Raw genomic sequence first — 15,145 nt, 5'->3', positions numbered from 1 at the left:
TTACTCCGACCGTTTCTCTTCCGCCACCGGTACCTCTGGTGCCACAGCTGCTTCCGCAGTAGTCAGCGACTTCCCCTGCTTCAGCTCAGCAATCTGACTCTCCAGCACTGCTATACGCTGTTCCAGAGCACGAATATCCTTCTGAGACGGGACATCCAGCTCCTCCAGCCCACGGGCAATCTGCTCTCGAACCAGTGTCTTGACATGGCCCAGGTCCTCTTCTCCACGGCTCATTAGCCTCTCAATCAAGGCCTTGGATTCCGTCGGAGCCAATTCCCCACGCTTGACCAGATCATCCACAATACGTTCTACCTTCTCCTTGCTAACCACTGTGAGGCCCCAACCCAACGAAATTGCTCTCTTCAACAAGTCGCTCATGATTATTCCTCCCTGTGCTGTTAGACCGGCAGCCATACATGCTTCATCCGGATGGGAATATTATACCGTGAATTACTCCAAATCCAAAAACGGCAATAGGGCCGAACCAGGCTTCGTTATCCTGGCAGACGACCTGCCCACTTGGCAGCCTGCAGCAGCAATTGGCGATAGGGTTCATGCTGGAAGGATGGCTGATGATGCCCAGGCATCATATACACCACCCGACCAAGCCCGTAGGATTGTGCCCATGCCGCAGGCCATGACTCTCCTTCATGCACGTATTCCAGCAGGACTGTCTTGGGGGTAAAGGGGTCGAATTCGAAGCGATACGGCTCCTCTTCCATCTCAAAGTCCGCAATCCCCTCCATAATCGGATGCTCAGGTGAAGCTACCTTGAAGTCCAGCTTCGCATAAGCAGGGTGACGCTTGAAGCGAGCCCCGATCAGTTGGGCAATCTCATAATTTTGCCCCAGGGTAATGCCATTATGAATAACAAGCAATCCACCGCCACCACTCACATAGGAAGCCAGACCGGAGGTCTGTTGGGGTGACAGGGCATCTTTTCGATTATCCGTATAAGCAATACACAGATCGAAGGCCGCTATATTCTCCTTCAACAGCATTTTACGATTCTCACTGCATTGTACAGTCAGCAACGACTGTAAAATAGAGCTAAGCTCCTCATCAATCCCCTGCAACGGATGAAATTCGGGATATGTATAATCACCTATTAGAAGTGCCTTACGTTTGCTCATGAGTGTCTCCCTTCATGCAAGCTTATCTTTTCGGTTAGACTCTGCTTAAGTTGCATCCTGATCTTGAATTCCTTCGGGTCACTACACAGTACAGTTCCACACACGAATTGAGAACTCCTTTTTTGGAAGATAGGATTAAATAAGTTTAATATTCAGCCACATTACACAATTGTTGTTAACCATTTCATAATGAAGCGAATGGAAAGGAATACAGCAGCCTCATACCAAAATGATACCCAAAAAAGAAATATGCTTATCATATAGCATGAAAAAGTTGCTTTATTATGAAATGATCTGTTTATAAAATTTAAAAAAAGATTAATAAAGGACATACTGACATTTATATTCATATTTTATATAATAATTACACGTGCAATATTGAAATTCAAAACCAAATAAAGCGTTTTACTGTGTTATACTCTTAGAGCATCAGGCAATATGTATTTTGCATAAATCGTTTTAGGAGCTATTCCACGATGGAATGAGTAGGCTGTATGTCGTCAATTCTGGTTAAATTCTGTGTATGTTGTTGCTTGCCTGATCTATGCAAAATACTGAAATTAAAATTGGAGGTTACCACATGAAGAGGACTGGAATGACCCGGCCCTTGGATAGCCTGGGGCGAATTGTACTTCCCAAAGAAATGCGTATGACGATGGAGATCGAGATTGGTGACCCGCTGGAATTCTTCATTGAAGACAAGACACTAATGCTGCGTAAGTACAAGTCCACGAACTGCACCTTTTGCGGATCATTGGACACCAACACCTATTACAAGGACCAATTTATCTGCAACGACTGTGCTGCAGAGCTCAAGGTAGCTAAGCATCAGCCCGTACCCATTCCTGGTCCCGTCGCTGTCCCCTCTCCAACTGCTGCACCGGTCAAGAAATCCTACCGGCGTACAGACGACATCCTCGCTAAGATGAAGCAGCTTATGCAAGAACACCCTCATTCATCGCAAAAGCAACTGGCCTCCATGCTCGGCATTAGTCAAGGAAGAGTTTCGCAGCTAAAAAAACTCATGTAATTGAATCCTGCTGTAATGGCCGTTTGAATGAAAATACAATACAGGAACACAAATAGCGGAGGCTGATCCCTTATGGACAGGCCTCCGCTACTATTTTTGGGGCACGAGGGTGTAATGACCGCGCCCACGACGTCTTGATCTCGTATCAGCACGCCCCATAGGTTGGTGCCTTCACCGAGATGGTGCCTTCACCGAAAGTCGCGCACCTTAATCTAATCGAATATGAGTGTAGGGCCACTACAAGTGAAGAGTCCTGTTAGAGGGTAAGGCTGTAGCATCTACTGATTAGCCGCTGCAAAGGCCGCACATGCTTCAACCCACCGCCCTGCTGCAGGAGGATGGGAGGCCAAGTGAATATGCGTGTAGCCAGCCATCAGTCGGCCCGAGGCATAGCCTTCCCTGGTGCTGCCGCGCAGTCCCTTGGTCTCATAGGCAAAAGAGTACGTCTCCTCCTCGAAGCTCATGACCGAGTAGTGGAACTCATGCCCCCTTAGCATCTCTCCAGCCTTGAGCAGCAAGCAATCCTGGAGTGCCTTTGCTTCACGGTAGCCCAGTGCTGCCCGTCGTTCCTGCATGCGCACATCGGCTGGAATCAGCCCCGCCATAGTATGCTGATGACCACTGCGGTCCGTCAGAGTCCGAGCCAGTACCATGTAGCCCCCGCACTCTGCAAATATCGGCATATCCTGCTCAGCCGCACGGCGCAGATCCTCCAGGAAGGTCTTATTGGCGGCAATAGCCGCTGCGAATTCCTCTGGGAAGCCACCGCCGAGATATAGGCCGCTTGCCGCTTCTGGAATACTTTCTCCTGCGAGCGGACTGAAGTAAGCGATGACTGCTCCAGCCGCCTGCAGCAGCTCCAGATTGTCCTCATAGTAGAAGTTGAATGCCGCATCGCGAGCCACCGCAATGACAGGCCGCTCAGAGCCCGAAGCGAGAACTGTACTCTCTGCTCCCAGGTTCTGTTGAAGGGGACTGCCCCTATTTATGGACGAATCCGTGCTGACCTTCTGCCCTGTGCCTGGTATGTGATTTGGCGTATGCTCTACCAAGCCCTGCTGGTCTTCCTGTGCGCTCCAGCTCGGGACATCCTCAACAGACATGCCGTCAGCATGGGACAGCTGCTGCTGTTGAGGCTCCAGCGGAGAAGCCGCGCAGGCCAGCTCGAATATTTTGTCCAGATCCGCGCCTTCTGCGACTCTGGCTGCCATCTGCTGGAACAGTGGCTCCAGCTCCCCACGTTCTACAGCTGGCACCAGCCCCAGATGCCGCTCGGGTACATGAAGCTGTTCATCACGCGGGAGCCAGCCCAGCACAGGTATACCACACATTTGCTCGATCGCCGTCTTCACCATCTTATAGTGCCCGGCGCTGCCACAGCGATTGACGATGACACCTGCAATCCGAAGCCCCGGCTCCAGCTGCTGGAAGCCCAGTACGATAGCTGCTGCGCTGCGTGCCATACTACGTACATCCACGACCAGCAGGACAGGCGTGTCCGTCAGCATGGCGATTTCCGCCGTAGAGCCTGTGTTGGAGCTCGGGTCTTTGCCGTCGTAGAGCCCCATGACACCTTCAATGATGGACAGATCTGATCCTTCGGATACGCGACAGAAGGTATTGTGAACATCTTCCGAAGAGGTCATCCAGCTGTCCAGATTGCGGGAGGGCCTGCCTGTAACAGCCGTATGATAGGTAGGGTCGATGTAGTCGGGTCCGCACTTGAAGCCCTGTACCTGCAAGCCACGGTCTGCAAATGCCCGCATCAAGCCCAGCGTAATCGTCGTCTTCCCTGCTCCGCTGCCAGTTCCCGCAATGACCAGTCGTGGCCGCTTCAGCCTGCCTGGTGCATGCATCATGTGCGTTCCTCCAACTGCTTGTCATCTGTCTTCATTGCGCTGGTGGCGTCAATCGCGTTGGTTGTGTTAATCACGTTGGTCGCTTGGGTTACGTCGCTTTGGCCATTTGTACTGTTCCTATTGTTGAGACTGTTCCTACCGTTGAGACTGTTCCCATCATTCGCACTATTCCCGCCATTAACATCATTCGCGCTCACACTATTCGGCTCGTCCGGAAAAGGAATGCGCGCAATTGACAGTGTCAGATTCCCGCTCTTCTTCTTCTCCAGCAGCCAGCCATCTGCCCCGGAGGACAGTAGACAGGCCGGCTCGCAGACGCCATAGGCTCCGGTATACTTATAGACTGTCTCCGAAGGATGGGGCAATGTCACTGTATTCAGCTCGGCAGGCGTGTAGACTGTCAGCTCCCAGCCGTACTTGGCGCATAGAGCTAGAAGCCCCTCCTCATCCTTCTTGAGATCAATGGTTGCCAGATTGCGGACACTATTCATGGATAGCTTAAGCTCTTGCAGTGTCTCGAGCAGCGCCTCTTCCAGCTCCTCCATTGGTGTTCCCCGGTTACAGCCGATGCCGACGACAAGGCTCTTGGGACGATACAGCACTCCATTACTCATGTAACGCGCTTGCTCCGTCTCATCCAACAGTCGATCTGTAATGACCAATGCTGCTGAGAAGGAGGCCGAAGACGCCTCGGCTGTGCTGCTGTAGATCTGGATATGTGAAGGTATTGGCTTATCATATCGCCACCAATTCTTCTCCCCTGTCTCCTGGATTAATGCTACAGGCTCCTCATTCACGACGGCGGCACTTACTGGCGTGGCTTGATCGAAGCTATCAATCGTCCAGCCCAGCTCCCTCCCGAAGAGATCGACCGGAATGGTCCCCTGCACATCCGAAGCCGTCGTAATGACCGGACGAGCACCGAGCACACCAGCCACCTGACGGGTCAGCTCATTGGCACCGCCCAGATGGCCAGAGAGCACGCTGATCACATGCTCACCGCGATCATCAATCACGATGACGCCAGGATCGACCTTTTTATCAACCAGCAGCGGAGCAATCATCCGTACGACTGCGCCAAGCGAGATACACAGAATGATGCCGTTGTACCGCTTGAACAAATCACCCAGAATGAGGCGGACAGAACCCTCGAACATCTGAATGCCGAGCTCTTCCTCATCTCCGCGTGCGAATTTGGCCATATAGTATACATCTGTCCCTGGAAAACGCGCACCCAGATCGCGCATCATCTCCACACCGTGCTTCGTAATGGCAACAGCGGCAAAAGGGTTACTCACCAGGCTTCACTCCCTTGCGATAGCCGTGCGTGAAGGATCGATCATACAGCTTGGAGCGATGCGCGTCCTTATCCGTCAGGCCTGGATCAAGCGCCCAGCCTGCCAGAATCATAGCGTGCATGGTAATTCCGGCAGCTCGCAGATCCGCGGGAAGCTGCGCCAGCGTCGTACGTACGATCTTCTGATCAGGCCACGTCGCCCGCTGTACGACAGCCACCGGGGTATCCTCACTCCAGCCTGCAGCTAAGAATTCGGCAACGACCTTCTTCGCCAGTGTTGCGCTAAGGAATAAGGCCACCGTACAATGGTGAGCTGCCAGGTCGCGCAATCGTTCCCGCTCAGGAACAGGCGTCCGTCCTTCAGCACGGGTCAGAATGACGGTCTGCGTCAGATCAGGCACTGTTAATTCCGCTCCCAATACCGCTGCTGAAGCGAATACAGAGCTCACACCCGGGATAATTTCATAGGTAACCCCGGCTTGCTTGAGCAGCACCATTTGCTCCAGAATCGCGCCATACATTGCAGGATCGCCTGTGTGCACTCTCGCTACACTGCGCCCAGCCTGTACAGCCTTCACCATGAGCTCTACCTGCTGCTCCAGATCCATACCAGAGCTATGCAACACCTCAGCGTCCGGCTTTGCCTTGGCGATCAATTCATCATTCACAAGAGAATCGGTGTAGAGCACGAGATCCGCCTGAGACAGAATCCGCATGCCTTTGACGGTAATCAGCTCTGGATCACCAGGACCAGCACCCACGATATACACCTTGGGACTCAGCACATTCGCACTCATTTGCTCACCACCATCAGACTCAGATATTCCAGCTCTTGACCGCGCAGCTCGCGCGCGTCACGCCATACCATCTCATACGGAGACGTCACCTTCGTGATGACCGAGGCCCGATCACCCAGCTGTAGCTCCTCCAATACATCCAGGATCAGGTCGAGCACCTTGGCTACCTTGATGAAGACGACTGTATCATGCTGCTCTATGACTCTGCGCATATCCTCACGATTATCAGTAGCCGGAATGATCCCCACCTGCTGATCCCCGTCAGCAAGCGGTTGCTCCAGGGCTGCGGCTGCTCCCAATACCGAGGAAATCCCCGGAATTGACACGATAGGCACCTCAGGATGAAGCTCTCGCATCAGCCTCGCCAAATGAATAAAGGTGCTGTAGAGATTAGGATCTCCCTCGGTTACAAAGGCAACATCCTTCCCCTGACTCAGCTCCTCCCAGCACAGGGCTACCGTCTTATTCCATTCCCGCTCCAGCACCGCCGGGTCCTTGGTCATCGGAAATACCAGACCGAGCATATTTTTCTCAGACGGGTTCACATATAGCTCCACAATCTCGTGGGCATAGGATTTGCCGCCCATTCGTTTTTTCGGGTATGCGATGACCTCGCATTCACGTAGCATCCGGTACGCCTTGACCGTAATCAGCTCCGGGTCGCCGGGTCCCACACCGACACCGTACAGTGTGCCTGTCACTGCATCCATTCCACTCTCTCCTATCTGTTCAGCCATGCTTGCACGGCATGAATTTCGCTTGATGATACACAGTTATCCGTGTGCTCTTTCGTTGTGCGACTGCTTCGTTGCGTAAATGGTGCCTTTAACGGTTGAACAGCAAGCTTCAATGCGGGCACTGCGTTTCTCTAGGACTTCCCCGCTTTCCGCTAACGACGATACTCGCCTGAACATTTAACCTTAAATTATATTCTGTCAGGGGATTAGGACTTCGTTCCGGTAATCACGTAGATCGGATTCAGACCCTCGAAGCGGGTCATATTCAGAATCGGCTTGCTGCGTGCGGTCTGCAATAAAGTCACCTCAGGGGCAAGACCTGCCTCCTGCATACTCTTCATAGCATCGTGGAGTGTCTCAATGGTCACTGCGTTCACCACGACGCGTCCGCCGCTCTGCAGTCGCTCACCGCACAGATGAATCAATTCCTTCAGCTCACCGCCACTGCCTCCAATGAAGACTGCATTCGGATCAGGAAGCTCGGACAACCCCTCTGGCGCCTTGGCATGAATTACCGGAAAGTCCGTTCTGAATTTGATCTTGTTCGCTTCGACGTTCTGCAGGTCACCTTCATTCTTCTCAATAGCAAATACCTGCCCATGCTTCGCAAGGCGAGCACACTCCACGGCGACGGAGCCAGAGCCTGCCCCGATATCCCAGACTACGCTTCGCTCCGATAACCGCAGCTCGGACAGACTGAAGACACGGACCTCTCGCTTTGTAATCAGGCCCTTCTCCGGCTTGCGCTGGTGAAATTCCTCGTCCGCAAAGCCGAACCCGACACGTGCCGGAGGTGTGTCCTTCAGTCGTCGCAGCACCACTACGTTCAGTGGTCCGAATTCAGCCTCAGCCATATCCGCAAGTGACCAGTGCGTAAATCGCTCATCAGGTCCGCCCAGATCCTCTCCTACAAAGGCCTCATATTCGTTCATTTCGAAATGAAGCAGATAGGCGGCGAGTGCGGATGGTGTGTTCACGTCATCTGTGAGCAGTGCGATCTTCGCCCGTCCATCCAGGCGCTGAGCCAAACCCTGTATCGGCCGACCATGCAGGCTCTCAAGCTGAGCATCCTGCCAGCTCTCGCCGAGCTTGGCGAACACCAGTTGAACGGAGCTGAGATGCGGAAGGATATCCAGACGCTCTCTCCCGAGACGGGAGGACAGATATCCCGCAATTCCGAAGAACAGCGGGTCCCCGGATGCCAGAACAACCGCCGATTGGCCCTCAGCAAGCCCAGCCAGTCGCTCCACGACAGCTGCGAGTCCACCTTTTAACACTACACGCTCTCCCTTAGCCTCAGGAAAAAAAGAAAGCAGACGCTCTCCGCCGACCAATAGATCCGCTTTATTTATCGTATGAATGAGCTCATCCGTCAAGCTGGAGGCTCCACACTCCCCGACCCCGATCACCTTAATCTTGTTCATCATTGCCCCCCACTCTTGTACAATCAATCTATTCAGCAGCACCGCTGTCGAGATCACTGACGGTTGCCTGACCCAATAAGGTTCCATCCATAGCAACAAGGACCATGCCCACCGTCAGACCACCGCCAACATGCTCCAGACAATGGCGACAGCCATAGCTGCATAGCGTCTCAAAGAAACTGTAGCACTCGGCCTGCACCATCATCTCCGCTACCTGAGAAGCGGTGTTCGCCCCCGCCACAGCCTCCACCAATTCGGGGGATACTCCCGCCTCACGGGCGGCTTCAGCCAGAAATGCGAAATCCACAGGTGCACTCTTGGAGTGAACCATCATGACGCCTTGGGCTACCTTGGATAGCTTGCCTGGCATCCCGACGAGCGTCGCCTTCTCCATGCCAAGACGCTTGCCGTGCTTGATGGAGAATCCAACGAATTCCCCCATCTGAATGAAGGCCTCCTCTGGCAAATGAGGATACATATCCATTGCATACTTCTCGCTTCTTCCTCCCGTGGTCAGCACAATCTCCTTGCAGCCTGATGCCTGTGCGACAGAGATAGCCTGCACAACACTCGCCATGTATGCGCTGGTAGAGAACGGCACGACAACTCCCCGAGTACCCAGAATGGAGATTCCGCCGAGGATGCCGAGCCGCGCGTTCAAGGTCTTGAGGGCGATTTCCTCACCAGCAGGCACGCTGATGACGACTCGCACGCCCGTCTCCACACCGTACTCGTCCAGTACCTGCTTGACGGCCTCAGTAATCATGCGACGCGGCACGGGATTAATCGCCGCCTCACCCACTGGCACAGGTAGACCGGGCTTCGTCACCCGTCCTACACCAATACCACCGTCCAGCTCAATGCCAGGCTCGTCCCGCCAGCTCACCGTAGCTACGATCTTGGCCAGATGCGTAGCATCCGGGTCATCGCCGCCATCCTTGATCGTGGCACAGGTCGCACTGCCACCCTCCAGCTGCTGGTCGATCAGCTCGAATTGGTGGTCAAAGCCAGCCGGCAGCCAAATGACAGCATGCTGCGGCACCTGGCCTGTGACGAGCAGTTCGGTTGCTCCTTTGGCCGTTGCCGCCGCGCAAGCCCCCGTGGTGAACCCGGAGCGCATCGGCTTGTCCGGTGCAGGTGCCTCTCCATTCTTGGGACGTCTGGGGCGACCTTCGCCACTCGCTGCTGCTCCCTTCTCCATCGCTATTCCTCCTTTAAGACACAAGGCATGCAGACCTGGATCAACGTACTGCCATGAGGGACAAGGCATTCACTGCCGCGACGACAATGGTACTGCCGCCCTTGCGTCCGATATTCGTAATATATGGAATGTCCAGCTTACGCAGCTCATCCTTGGACTCTGCAGCGGATACGAAGCCTACTGGCATGCCGATAATCAGCCCTGGCTTCGCTTCGCCCTCCTTAACCATACGGATCAGCTCCAGCAGCGCTGTAGGCGCATTACCGATTGCATAGATCCCACCATCCGCACGCTTGATCGCCTTGCGCATCGAGATGATGGCGCGGGTCGTATTGAGTCGCTTCGCCTCTTCAATGACATCCGGGTCAGAAATATATACATTAACGTCCATACCGAAACGGGCAAGACGATCCTTGCTAATACCCGCCTGAATCATTTGTACATCGGCTACCAGTGGCTCTCCTGCTTGAATGGCACGAATCCCTGCGGTAATCGCATCCGGGTGGAACACCATACTCCGTCCCAGCTCAAAATCAGCCGAAGCGTGGATGACCCGTTGTACAACCGGATATTGCTCCTCTGTGAAAGGATGCTCGCCCAGCTCCTCGGTAATCATCTCAAAGCTCTTGCCCTCAATCTCCTGAGGCTGCACCGTTAATGGCTTAAATTCTGTCTTGAAATCCATTCATCCCGCTCCTTTACCCAACTTCGATTGTTGTACACGACTTGCGCGGCAAATTTGAAATATGAAAATTAAGGCTAAAATAGCTCGGACAGTGCCGTTAACACCCCTTCATAATGATCGAACACTGTCCCAAAGTCTACCTCAGGCCGTGCAATTAATACCACATGAATGCCCAGCTCCAACGCCGACTGCACCTTCTCGTCCACAGCTCCAGTCTTGCCGCTCTCCTTCGTCACCATGATCGTCGTTCCGAAATGTCGATATAGCGCCTCATTCAGTTCACGCGAGAATGGCCCCTGCATAGCAACAATATTCTTCTGCTCGACACCTAGCTCAGCACACTTCTCCATGTTGTCCTGGCGAGGAAGCATCCGAATAACCAGGCGAATATCAGGGTCTGACAGCAGTCGCTTCGTGAACACTCCTAATGTCTTGCTGCCCGTAGTCAGCATGACCGAGCCCTTCATGCGGTCAATAACCTCTGCTGCCGCTTCATAGGTAGGAACTACATGCAGCAACGGGTGATTGTCGTATACCAGCCCAGCTCTCTCATAGCGAATATATGGAATCTGCTGCTCCTGCGCAGCTGTTATGGCCTGTCGATGGGCCTCTTCGGCAAAGGGATGACTTGCATCCACGATAACACGTACTCCATGCTCTCTTACCAGTGCCCCCATCTCATCAGCCGTCAGTCTACCCGTCCGTACCGACAAGCCCGCCTCCCTGAGCGTTGTAGCTGCACTATCGGTAACCACGGAAGTCAGCACGTCATATCCGGCAGCCTGAATGCTCAGCGCCAGCTCTCTGGCATCACTCGTGCCACACAGCATAAAGATCATGCCCGATTCCCCCCGGAACCAGACAGCTGCTTCTCTGCCGCATGGTCTGCATGGTGGTGCTCATTATGATCATGCTCATGATCGTGGTGATGTTCGTGAGCATGGTCGTGGCTGTGGTCATGGTGCTCATGATCGTGCCCGTGCGCGTGGTGCTCATGGAGATGCTCGTGACTATGATGATGGTGATCATGATCGTGGTGGTGATCATGGTCGTGGTCATGATGATGATCGTGATGATGGTCGTGATCGTGATGATGGTCATGGTCATGGTCATGGTCGTGATCATGGTGGTGATGGTGATGATGATGCTCCTGAGCAATCAAGCGGAACTGGCAGTTGTCACAGTTGGCCATCACTCGTCCATTCAGCCCCTCATTTGCACGCTCCAGCACCAGCTCCTCCAGCTGCGGATGGAAGCCGAAATAATCACCCATCTCTACAACGGTATCAGGATTCGCTTCAGCGAATTCCAGCGTCATCTCCTGAATACGCTTGATCAGGACGCCTGTGAACAGGAAGTAAGGCAGTACAATAATCTTCTTGGCACCGAGGCGCAAGCAACGCTCAAGCCCTTCCGGGAAGGACGGCTGCGTCACGCCAATGAAGCTGCTCTCCACCCATTTGTACGGGAGCTTCTCCCACAGCATACGGGTAATTTTATAAAAGTCACTATTCGCATCCGGATCGCTGCTTCCTCGCCCGAGCACCAGCACGGCTGTATCCTCATCTGCCACATCTGCTACTGCGGTTGACGTCCCGCCAGACAGCTCGTTTCCAGCGGTAAGTACCGCTGCAGCTCCCTGCAGACGAGTCTCCAGAATACGCACAATCTTCTCATGTACTCCAATCGGTCTTCCGTACACGAATTCCACTTCAGGGTATTTTGCCTTCGCCCGGTCGATTGCCATTGGAATATCAATCTTCGCGTGTCCTGCCGCGAACAGAATAATCGGAATCAGTACGACACGGGTCGCCCCCCGATTCACACAAGCCGTGACACCCTCCGCAATGGTGGGGCGAGTCAGCTCCAGGAAGCATGTCTCCACACAGGTATCTGGTACTCTGGCTGCGATCGCCTCCGCAAAGGCGAGTAGCTGCTCATTCCCCTCCGGGTCGCGGCTTCCATGTCCGATCAGTAATATTGCATTCATTCAGTCTTCCCTCTCCTCTCAGGTCGTAGCTCTTAGTAGATTTTTTTGATTATATTGATCCTTTATATGCTCTTAATCGCCACATACGACGTTCACTTCAACGGTAGCGGGTGCATCCTCATGACGGAACCCAGCCACAACGCCGACACGTTTGAAAAATTTATGGAATCGCTCGTTCGGATGGCCCTTCTCCTTGTATTCCGCGACAACCTGCTCCACGACTGCGCCAATCTGCTCTTCGGTCAGACCTTCTGCGACAGACTGCGCAGGGTGAGCATTCCGGCCGAATTTCTTACCGCCCAGAAACAGATCATAGCCTCCTTTGCGGTACACTACCCCAATATCCTCCAATACGGCACCGTAGCATGCCATGGCACAGCCATTCACAGCGACACTCGTTGTCTTGGGGGCCTTCAGACCACCTATTACCGCCTGCAAGCGCTCAGCAGTCGGCACGGCATCATTCTTCTCCATATCACAGAAGTCACAGGCCTTCACCTTGAAGACGTCCCCGATCGGAGACACAATGAGACTGGCTACACGAAGGCTGGCTACCAGCTGCTCAGGCTCGGCACACGGCACACGAAGAATGATCTGATGGTCCGTCGTGTACTCCAGCTCTCCCTCTTCCCCAGCTAGTTCTGCCAACAGGGCCATCTGTCTGGCATTGAACTTCTTGTTGCCGACACCTGGTGCCACGCCTACCTCGAAGATAGGAGCACGTGCTGTCATAACTGAGCTACGCGTTGCTCCACCCGCAGTGGCTACTGTAGGGGCTGCTGCCGGAGCTGGAGAGGATGCCAATACTGCCACGCCTCCAGTTGCTGTTGCTGAAGCTGTAGTTGCGGACTCTGCTGTTGCCGTTGCTAAGCCTGCTACAGTCGAGCCTGTAGTAGCTTCGAAGCTTCCCGCTACAGCTCCACTATTCGTAGGTTGGCCCCACAATTGCTGAAAGGCAGCCTCCTCGCTCTCCGTGCCAGTAGATCCGGCAGCAAGTCTGCGTAGCGCATCTTCGGCCAGCGCGAGTGAGGAGAGGGCTGGCTGTGCGTTGTCACCAGTCTGTTCACCAATCTGTTCACCAGTCCATCCACCTGCCTGCTGGCTCATCGGTGTGGTTGAAGCTACTGGATTCACAGCTGCCGCACCAGCTACATCAGAGCTGGATACAGGGGTCTCCACATCCTGCGCTCCCGCCGAGCTCTCTGGCTCTGTGCTACTGGACTCCGTTGCACTAAGGGACCATGGCTCAGCCTCCGTCCGCAGACGCTCATGCGGCCGCAATGGCTGTACCTCGGCATCCAGCGTATATTTGCGCTGATAGCCGCGCGGCGTCACGATCAGGCCATCATACTCCATCGTGGAGGAATTGCCGATGATGACCGTCGTCAGCATGCCGATATCATGATTGAGCATATCCTCAAGCGTTGTGACAATGACCTGCTGGCGATCGCGATATGCACTCTTGACTAGTCCTACTGGTGTCTTCGGATCACGGTAACGGAGCAGCATCGCCTGCGTCTCCATGATCTGCCGGGTCCGCCGTCCACTGCGCGGATTATATAGTGCAATTACAAAATCTGCCGAAGCAGCCGCTTCAACTCTGCGAATGATAGTCTCCCATGGCGTCAAGTGATCACTAAGACTAATAGTGCAGGCATCATGCATGACCGGAGCGCCCAGTAACGAGGCACAGGACTGAATGGCTGAGATACCCGGTACAACCTCGACCTCGACACCCTCTGCTCTTGTCCAGCCTTTCTCAATCAGCACCTCGTAGATCAGTCCGGCCATACCATAGACGCCGGCATCTCCACTGGAGATGACCGCCACCTTTTTCCCATTCTCGGCCTGTCTCACAGCTTCTTGGGCGCGACTCACCTCTTCCGTCATCCCTGTACGTACAATCTCCTGTTCAGCCGTCAACAGCGGCCGGATCAGATCCACATAGGTGTTATAGCCAATAATGACCTCACTCTCCGCGAGAGCATCCAGTGCCCGCTTGGTGATATGCTCCATATCCCCAGGCCCAAAACCAATCACCAGCAGCTTGCCAAGTGTACTCATTCGTCTCCCCCATTCGATGAATCTCCATCATGTATTGTCAACCTCGACTCTTGTTGAACCGTTAAGCATTCCTGCAACAGCTTCTTCATGTGTTCCTTGCTCCGAGGTGCAGGCCGTCCTCTCCGAAGTTCCGGCGGAAGCCCGAGCCATAGCTCGACGAGCAATGGCAGCGCAAGTCCTGCCCCTTCAAGCATCTCCTGCTGTGCCAGCACATCCTCCGGGCGCCCCTGCATACGACAGGTGCCCTTCTCTAGCACAATCACCCAATCCGCCCAGCTATACGCCAGATCCATATCGTGGGTAGCCATGACTACCGTGGTCCCCGCAGCATGTACCTCAGCTAGTCCCTGCAGCATCATTTGCTCGGAATGGGGGTCCAGATAGGACGTAGGCTCATCCAGCAGCAGCACTTCTGGCCTTACAGCTAGGATTCCGGCAAGTGCCGTTCGCTTCTTCTGCCCCAGGCTGAGATGATGGACAGGTACCTCAGCAAGCTCTTGCAGCCTTAGCAGCTCAAGCACCTGTCTGGTTCGATCACCAATCTCCACCTCATCCAGCCCCAGGTTACGCAATCCGAAGGCGATATCCGCCAGCGGCGTGTTCATAATGATCTGCTGCTCGGGGTCCTGAAGCACCAGCCCGACCTGCTGACGCAGTGCTGCAAGCTGCTTCCTGCTGTAGCCAAGCTTCGTTCCAGCTAATTCCACGCTACCTTCAGATGGCTGTACCAAGCCCACCGCATGCAGGAGCATGGTTGACTTGCCAGAGCCATTGTGCCCGATGATCGCAGTTCGGCTTCCTCTCGGGATGGCTACCGACAGATCCGACAATGCCTGCAGCCGAGTATACGGATAGAGATAGGAGACCCTGTTCCATTCCAATATGAATTTCATGCTAAGACCACCTAATCATGACTTGATCCACAGAC

The 15,145-nt window shown here is 54.1% G+C and carries 13 protein-coding genes and 1 pseudogene; 1 reads left to right on the top strand and 13 read right to left on the bottom strand.

Annotated features, from left to right (window positions below; translation table 11 throughout):
* On the bottom strand, positions 1 to 378 hold the full coding sequence (locus D328_RS0106075) for a phasin family protein (protein ID WP_018884079.1): 378 nt from the start codon (positions 376 to 378) through the stop codon (positions 1 to 3).
* A 116-nt stretch (positions 379 to 494) separates the two neighbouring features.
* Positions 495 to 1,133, bottom strand: a complete 639-nt coding sequence (locus D328_RS0106070) for a ThuA domain-containing protein (protein ID WP_018884078.1) — start codon at positions 1,131 to 1,133, stop codon at positions 495 to 497.
* Between the two features lie 580 nt (positions 1,134 to 1,713).
* On the opposite strand from D328_RS0106070, the gene D328_RS0106065 reads away from it, so the two are divergent.
* Complete coding sequence (locus D328_RS0106065) at positions 1,714 to 2,163, top strand: AbrB/MazE/SpoVT family DNA-binding domain-containing protein (protein WP_018884077.1); 450 nt, start codon at positions 1,714 to 1,716, stop codon at positions 2,161 to 2,163.
* Between the two features lie 278 nt (positions 2,164 to 2,441).
* Here the strand turns inward: D328_RS0106065 and D328_RS0106060 are convergent, their stop codons facing one another.
* The 11 genes and pseudogenes from D328_RS0106060 to D328_RS28445 all read right to left on the bottom strand — a co-directional run bounded on the left by D328_RS0106060 (position 2,442) and on the right by D328_RS28445 (position 15,110).
* Entirely contained in the window at positions 2,442 to 4,022 is a 1,581-nt protein-coding gene (locus D328_RS0106060; protein WP_018884076.1) for a cobyrinate a,c-diamide synthase, read from the bottom strand.
* A gap of 215 nt (positions 4,023 to 4,237) precedes the next feature.
* A pseudogene (locus D328_RS0106055) lies at positions 4,238 to 5,320 on the bottom strand (cobalt-precorrin 5A hydrolase); the annotation flags it as partial.
* Positions 5,313 to 6,116, bottom strand: coding sequence for a precorrin-4 C(11)-methyltransferase (cobM, locus tag D328_RS0106050; protein WP_018884074.1), 804 nt, complete (start codon positions 6,114 to 6,116; stop codon positions 5,313 to 5,315). The pseudogene D328_RS0106055 and the gene cobM, both read right to left, overlap by 8 nt.
* Positions 6,113 to 6,826 carry a precorrin-2 C(20)-methyltransferase gene (gene cobI, locus D328_RS0106045; protein ID WP_018884073.1) on the bottom strand — a complete coding sequence of 238 codons (714 nt, stop codon included), beginning with the start codon at positions 6,824 to 6,826 and terminating at the stop codon, positions 6,113 to 6,115. The genes cobM and cobI overlap by 4 nt, the downstream gene beginning before the upstream one ends.
* Before the next feature lie 233 nt (positions 6,827 to 7,059).
* Positions 7,060 to 8,280, bottom strand: a complete 1,221-nt coding sequence (locus D328_RS0106040; RefSeq protein ID WP_026281025.1) for a bifunctional cobalt-precorrin-7 (C(5))-methyltransferase/cobalt-precorrin-6B (C(15))-methyltransferase — start codon at positions 8,278 to 8,280, stop codon at positions 7,060 to 7,062.
* Positions 8,281 to 8,305: 25 nt separating this feature from the next.
* Entirely contained in the window at positions 8,306 to 9,478 is a 1,173-nt protein-coding gene (locus D328_RS0106035; RefSeq protein WP_018884071.1) for a cobalt-precorrin-5B (C(1))-methyltransferase, read from the bottom strand.
* 40 nt (positions 9,479 to 9,518) lie between these two features.
* Positions 9,519 to 10,163 carry a precorrin-8X methylmutase gene (locus tag D328_RS0106030; RefSeq protein WP_018884070.1) on the bottom strand — a complete coding sequence of 215 codons (645 nt, stop codon included), beginning with the start codon at positions 10,161 to 10,163 and terminating at the stop codon, positions 9,519 to 9,521.
* A 74-nt stretch (positions 10,164 to 10,237) separates the two neighbouring features.
* The gene (cobK, locus tag D328_RS0106025; protein WP_018884069.1) at positions 10,238 to 11,002 is read right to left on the bottom strand and encodes a precorrin-6A reductase; all 765 of its coding nucleotides are present in this window, start codon (positions 11,000 to 11,002) and stop codon (positions 10,238 to 10,240) included.
* Positions 10,999 to 12,153 carry a sirohydrochlorin chelatase gene (locus D328_RS0106020; protein ID WP_018884068.1) on the bottom strand — a complete coding sequence of 385 codons (1,155 nt, stop codon included), beginning with the start codon at positions 12,151 to 12,153 and terminating at the stop codon, positions 10,999 to 11,001. The genes cobK and D328_RS0106020 overlap by 4 nt, the downstream gene beginning before the upstream one ends.
* 72 nt (positions 12,154 to 12,225) lie before the next feature.
* On the bottom strand, positions 12,226 to 14,217 hold the full coding sequence (cobJ, locus tag D328_RS0106015) for a precorrin-3B C(17)-methyltransferase (RefSeq protein ID WP_018884067.1): 1,992 nt from the start codon (positions 14,215 to 14,217) through the stop codon (positions 12,226 to 12,228).
* Positions 14,214 to 15,110: an energy-coupling factor ABC transporter ATP-binding protein gene (locus D328_RS28445; protein WP_018884066.1), complete on the bottom strand. Its 897-nt coding sequence runs from the start codon at positions 15,108 to 15,110 to the stop codon at positions 14,214 to 14,216. The genes cobJ and D328_RS28445 overlap by 4 nt, the downstream gene beginning before the upstream one ends.
* Between the last annotated feature and the right edge of the window lie 35 nt (positions 15,111 to 15,145).

It is taken from the genome of Paenibacillus massiliensis 2301065 = DSM 16942, assembly GCF_000377505.1.
GTDB classification, from domain to species: domain Bacteria; phylum Bacillota; class Bacilli; order Paenibacillales; family Paenibacillaceae; genus Paenibacillus; species Paenibacillus massiliensis.
This window is presented reverse-complemented; position numbering and strand designations above follow the sequence as displayed.

Bases quoted from the DNA above. Each gene is read 5' to 3' on its own strand.
- D328_RS0106075 (WP_018884079.1), bottom strand. From the start codon at position 378: ATGAGCGACTTGTTGAAGAGAGCAATTTCGTTGGGTTGGGGCCTCACA.
- D328_RS0106070 (WP_018884078.1), bottom strand. From the start codon at position 1,133: ATGAGCAAACGTAAGGCACTTCTAATAGGTGATTATACATATCCCGAA.
- D328_RS0106065 (WP_018884077.1), top strand. From the start codon at position 1,714: ATGAAGAGGACTGGAATGACCCGGCCCTTGGATAGCCTGGGGCGAATT.
- D328_RS0106060 (WP_018884076.1), bottom strand. From the start codon at position 4,022: ATGATGCATGCACCAGGCAGGCTGAAGCGGCCACGACTGGTCATTGCG.
- cobM (WP_018884074.1), bottom strand. From the start codon at position 6,116: ATGAGTGCGAATGTGCTGAGTCCCAAGGTGTATATCGTGGGTGCTGGT.
- cobI (WP_018884073.1), bottom strand. From the start codon at position 6,826: ATGGATGCAGTGACAGGCACACTGTACGGTGTCGGTGTGGGACCCGGC.
- D328_RS0106040 (WP_026281025.1), bottom strand. From the start codon at position 8,280: ATGATGAACAAGATTAAGGTGATCGGGGTCGGGGAGTGTGGAGCCTCC.
- D328_RS0106035 (WP_018884071.1), bottom strand. From the start codon at position 9,478: ATGGAGAAGGGAGCAGCAGCGAGTGGCGAAGGTCGCCCCAGACGTCCC.
- D328_RS0106030 (WP_018884070.1), bottom strand. From the start codon at position 10,163: ATGGATTTCAAGACAGAATTTAAGCCATTAACGGTGCAGCCTCAGGAG.
- cobK (WP_018884069.1), bottom strand. From the start codon at position 11,002: ATGATCTTTATGCTGTGTGGCACGAGTGATGCCAGAGAGCTGGCGCTG.
- D328_RS0106020 (WP_018884068.1), bottom strand. From the start codon at position 12,153: ATGAATGCAATATTACTGATCGGACATGGAAGCCGCGACCCGGAGGGG.
- cobJ (WP_018884067.1), bottom strand. From the start codon at position 14,217: ATGAGTACACTTGGCAAGCTGCTGGTGATTGGTTTTGGGCCTGGGGAT.
- D328_RS28445 (WP_018884066.1), bottom strand. From the start codon at position 15,110: ATGAAATTCATATTGGAATGGAACAGGGTCTCCTATCTCTATCCGTAT.